Below are 5,004 nucleotides of genomic sequence, written 5' to 3'. Positions count from 1 at the left end.
CTCAAATTGACGACATAACATTAGAATTAGGAACAGGAGGTGCTGCAAATAATGAGGCAACTCTTAATGTAGATAACATTTATCTTTATAGAGCGCCACTTTCAGTTCCTGACTTTATTTTTGATGAGGTAGCTAGTGATTATGATGTTACCTTTACAGATGCTTCTGAACTTGCAACTAGCTATAGTTGGGATTTTTGAGATGGTATAGGTAGCTCAACTGATGCAAATCCAACATATAGTTATACTGATGATGGTTTGGAAAAGACGTATATGGTAACGTTAACAACTTCAAATTTTCTTAATAAAACAACTTCTGTTACAAAAGAAGTTATTGTTGGTGGACCAGCCGGTCCTATTAATCCAGAAATTATTCACGGAGATTTTAATTTGAATGATTCTTCTATGTCTGATGCTTGGAAAATAGCTAATCCAGCATCTGGTAAGAGTGATCCTTTTGGACGTAGTTCTGATGGATCTTGTACAAATTATGACGGAACAGATAATGGTTCTAAAACAAGAGGAGCAAAATGGTCATCTAGCCAAGGTGCGGCAGATATAAATGGTGTACCTGTAGCGGGTAATACTAGATATGCGTATCAAGCTGTTACATTAAGCCCTAATACTGATTACATTTTTGAGTACGAATATGCTATTAAAACAGGTGGTGCAGATACCAATAGTGTTATTGGTTTAATTTTAAATGGTCATTATAGTGATAGTGATGTTGCTTTAGCAAGTAATCCATTGGTGAAACATGTTGGGACTGAGGCTAATGGAAAGTTTGGTGACAATTCTTGTTCAGGTGGTACAACAATGAAACTTCAGTTTAGATCTAATGCTGTTGGAGAAGTTTCTATTTTCTTCTACACATTTAACGATGTTGATTCGTTTATAGATAATGTTAAGGTGTATCCAGCTGAATAATAATAGGAACTAAATTAAAAAGATGAATAAGGTATTATGATAAATTTTCGAAAAGAAATATTGATCTTTTTACTAATAGCATTTGTATCTGTGAACGCTACTTCTCAAAATAAGAAAAGTAGTGTTACAGATTCGAATGTAAAAGTTGAAAAACGTACTAAAAAGAAAAAAAAGAAGAAGGTAAAACTTCCTAACATAGATTTAAGTCATTGGAAAGTAACACTTCCAGCAACCAATAATGAAGGTAAACCTTTTAATATTGAACCGCCAGAGATTTTAGATTTTGCAAAAATGGAAGTGGCAAAACCTTATATGTACATAGACTCTACAAGAGGTGCTATTGTTTTTCATGCAATGCCAACTAATTCTAAAACAAAGAACACAAAGTATACGCGTTCAGAATTAAGAGAGCAAATGGAACCTGGGAATAACAATGTGAATTGGACTTTTAAGCAAGGTGCTTATATGAGAGGAAAGTTAGCAATGGATGCATCAAGTAAGGATTCGGATGGTAAATACCATAAAACTATTATTATGCAAATTCATGGTAGATTAACCAATGAGCAACGTGATTTAATAGGTGAAGATGACAATAATGCACCACCAGTGTTAAAAATTTATTGGGATAGAGGAAAAATTCGTGTAAAAACCAAAGTACTAAAAAATAGTAATGCAACTGTACCTAAAATACTTCATGAAGATGCGTGGGGTAATGATGAAGGTTTTAATTTTGAACAAGAAGTTGGATTTAGAAAGTTCATTTTAGAAGTTAAGGTCTCAGATGGAAAGCTAGTAGTAATTCTGAATAAAAATGAATACAAAGTTTATGAAAATATTCATATGAAAAAATGGGGAGTTTTTGAAAACTATTTTAAAGCTGGAAATTATTTTCAAAGCAGAGATGAAGGTTCTTTTTCAAAAGTTAGGTATTACGAATTAAGTGTAAGTCATTAATTTAATGTCAATCAATAAAATGTTTTTATATAGAAGTTATTTGGGATTGTTATTACTAGTTCTTTTTATGAGTACTAGTTGTTCAAATAATGAAAGTAGTATTATTGAAGAAATTGAAATTGAAGAAGAGGAAATTACCAATAATTACGTTATTTCAAATATTGATTTAAATAATTGGAAAGTAACACTTCCAATTGGAAACCCAACAGAAGTGTTGCCACCTGAAATTTTGGATTATGCTACCAATGAAACATTGAAACCGTTTATGTATAACGATTCAATAAATGGAGCTTTGGTATTTTATACATATCCAGGAGCTTCAACTGCCAATTCTTCTTATTCTAGAACAGAATTAAGAGAATTAATGAATCCAGAAGATCGTGGTATAACGAACTGGACCTTTGCGCAAGGAGGAACTATTAAAGGAATGCTGTCTATGGATGACATTTCAAAAGATAGTCAAGGTAATTATCATAGAGCTATTATTATGCAAATTCACGGTAGACTTACAAATGAGCAAAGAGATTTAATAGGAGAAGATGATAATAATGCGCCTCCAATGTTAAAAATATATTGGGTAAATGGGCAAGTTAGAGTTAAAACAAAAGTACTTAAAGATATAAATGCTACAGATATTGAAATGTTACACGTAGACGCTTGGGGAGATGATGAAGGATATACATTTCCCGTATATGTAGGTTTTGATAAGTTTACCCTAGAAGTAAAGGCAAGCGAAGGCAGAATGGAAGTTATATTAAATGAAAATGAATCAATAGTTTATAATGATATACATATTGAAAAGTGGGCTGTTTTTGAAAACTATTTTAAAGCGGGGAACTATTTGGTTTCTTTAGATGAAGATTCGTATTCAAAAGTAAAATATTATGAGTTGGTTGTAACTCATTAAAAATAAAATTATAAGTTTGATTTAATTAAGTTAATTGTTTAGTAATAAGTACCAGTCTTAATTTAAGACTGGTACTATTAAGTAGTTTATTTGTAATGCAATACTTTTGATTGAAATTTATAACTAAAATTAGATAACCCAATAGAAAATGAAGATAGATATAATTACAAAAAATGAAAACGTTGAAGCTCAAAATGCTATAATTTCACAAATTCGTGATCTTATTAATTTTAAGAATTTAGAACCAGGAGACAAGTTGCCTTCTGAAAGAATGTTATCAGAAAAGTTTGGTGTAAGCCGTAGTAATATTAGAGAGGCAATTCAGAAATTGGAGTTTTTTGGTTTACTAAAATCAATTCCTCAGAGCGGAACTTTTGTTGCTAATATTGGTGTTGTAGCTCTTAACGGAATGATTGATGATATTTTAAGATTGGAAGATCCTGATTTTAAAGATTTGGTAGAAACACGTATTTTATTAGAATTAAGATCGGTCGGGTTAGCAGCAACTAGAAGAACTGAAAATGATTTAATTCAAATAAAAAGCGCATTAGATGCGTATGAAGAAAAAGTACTAAAAGGAGAAGATGCAGTTCAAGAAGATTTATTATTTCATTTATCAATAGCAAAAGCAAGTGGTAATAGCACATTAAATACTTTAATGTTAATTATTACACCAGGAATTATAACCAATTTCGAAAAATATCATGTGTGTGATACTAGTAATGCAAAAAATCGCATTAAAGAGCATAAAAGCGTTTTTGATGCAATTGTTGACCAAAATTCAGGACTAGCAAAAGAAATGTTGAAAATACACTTTAAAGAGCTTTATAGCTATTGTTATAGTGTAGATTAATAAATTATTGAAGATAAAAATGCACAGTTTTATCTTCAAGCTATAATATAATAAGGAGGGAAGTAAAAGTATTAATATATCAAAAGGAGTGTTTAGAAATTTGTAGAACACTGTTTTTCCCTAATACTTTTTAATGGTTTTTTTGAGTAAAATTTAATTCTAAAATAGTTTAGAATTAATATAATATAAATAAAATAAACATGAAATTAAAAGGATTAAGGTGGTGGGTTATAGGGTTAATTGCTCTAGCAACTATAATTAATTATATCGATAGACAAGCTTTAGTTGTATTATGGCCAAGTATATCAGAAGATTTATATCCAGATAAATCAATGACAGAAAGAAAAGAAATTTATGCGTTGATTTCAGTAGTTTTTATGTTTTCTTATGCATTTGGTCAATCTATATTTGGAAAAATATTTGATAGGGTTGGAACACGAATAGGTTTTGTTTTGTCAATTGGATTTTGGTCAATTTCTACGGCACTTCATGCACTTGCAAAAGGTGTAGTGAGTTTTTCTATTTTCAGAGCTTTATTAGGAGTCTCTGAAGCTGGAAACTGGCCAGGAGCAGCAAAGGGAAATGCAGAATGGTTTCCGGTAAAAGAGAGAGCTTTTGCTCAAGGTTTATTTAATTCTGGAGCTGCAATAGGTGGTATTGTTGCGATACCAACGATTGCTTTTCTAACAGTTTATTTTAGTTGGCAAATGATATTTGTTATCATAGGTCTTATTGGTTTACTATGGTTAATTCCTTGGTTAATACTCGTAAAGGCTCCACCTAAAAGTCATCCTTGGTTATCAAAAGAAGAGAAAAATTATATACTTGGAGGACAAAAAGAAGATGAAGATGACTCACTTCAAAAAATAGATGAATATAATCCTCCAGTAGGTGAGTTGCTTAAACGTAAGCAAAGTTGGGGAGTTATTATTGCTTCTGCAGCAATAGATCCAATATGGTGGTTATTTGTTTTTTGGATCCCTATATATCTCTCTGAAGTATATGGCATGGATGTTAAAGCAATTGGTATTTATGGATGGGTACCATATGTAGGTGCAATGCTTGGTGCTTGGTTTGGTGGTTTATTAGCTCAGAATAGAATAAAAGCTGGGTGGAATGTTAACAAAACTCGTAAGATAGTAATAACGCTAGGATGTGTTATTATGCTTCCAGCGTTATTAGCCTTATCTAATCCTGGAACACCAATCACCGCTGTATTAATAATGGCTGCAGTTCTTTTTGGGTTTCAAACAGCAATTGGAAATGTTCAAACACTACCAAGTGATTTGTATGGAAAAAAGACAGTAGGAACACTTTCTGGTTTTGCAGGTACCGCAGCAAAATTAACTGGTGCCGGATTAGTT

The 5,004-nt window shown here is 31.6% G+C and carries 6 protein-coding genes; all 6 read left to right on the top strand.

Translation table 11 applies throughout. The features are described from left to right. A partial coding sequence (locus GQ540_RS13190) for a hypothetical protein (RefSeq protein ID WP_291801957.1) occupies window positions 1–200 on the top strand: 200 nt, incomplete at its 5' end. Between the two features lie 57 nt (window positions 201–257). Next, complete coding sequence (locus GQ540_RS13185) at window positions 258–926, top strand: hypothetical protein (RefSeq protein WP_291801954.1); 669 nt, start codon at window positions 258–260, stop codon at window positions 924–926. Window positions 927–962: 36 nt separating this feature from the next. Next, complete coding sequence (locus tag GQ540_RS13180) at window positions 963–1,880, top strand: polysaccharide lyase family 7 protein (protein WP_291801951.1); 918 nt, start codon at window positions 963–965, stop codon at window positions 1,878–1,880. A 19-nt stretch (window positions 1,881–1,899) separates the two neighbouring features. After that, window positions 1,900–2,787, top strand: a complete 888-nt coding sequence (locus GQ540_RS13175; RefSeq protein WP_291801948.1) for a polysaccharide lyase family 7 protein — start codon at window positions 1,900–1,902, stop codon at window positions 2,785–2,787. A gap of 148 nt (window positions 2,788–2,935) precedes the next feature. Then, complete coding sequence (locus GQ540_RS13170) at window positions 2,936–3,640, top strand: FadR/GntR family transcriptional regulator (RefSeq protein WP_291801946.1); 705 nt, start codon at window positions 2,936–2,938, stop codon at window positions 3,638–3,640. A gap of 200 nt (window positions 3,641–3,840) precedes the next feature. Beyond that, a partial coding sequence (locus GQ540_RS13165) for an MFS transporter (protein WP_291801943.1) occupies window positions 3,841–5,004 on the top strand: 1,164 nt, incomplete at its 3' end.

Origin of the sequence: Lutibacter sp. (assembly GCF_013139515.1) — a bacterium.
Classification (GTDB): domain Bacteria; phylum Bacteroidota; class Bacteroidia; order Flavobacteriales; family Flavobacteriaceae; genus Lutibacter.
Note: the sequence above shows the minus strand (reverse complement) of the source record. Positions and strands in the feature narration are given on the sequence as shown.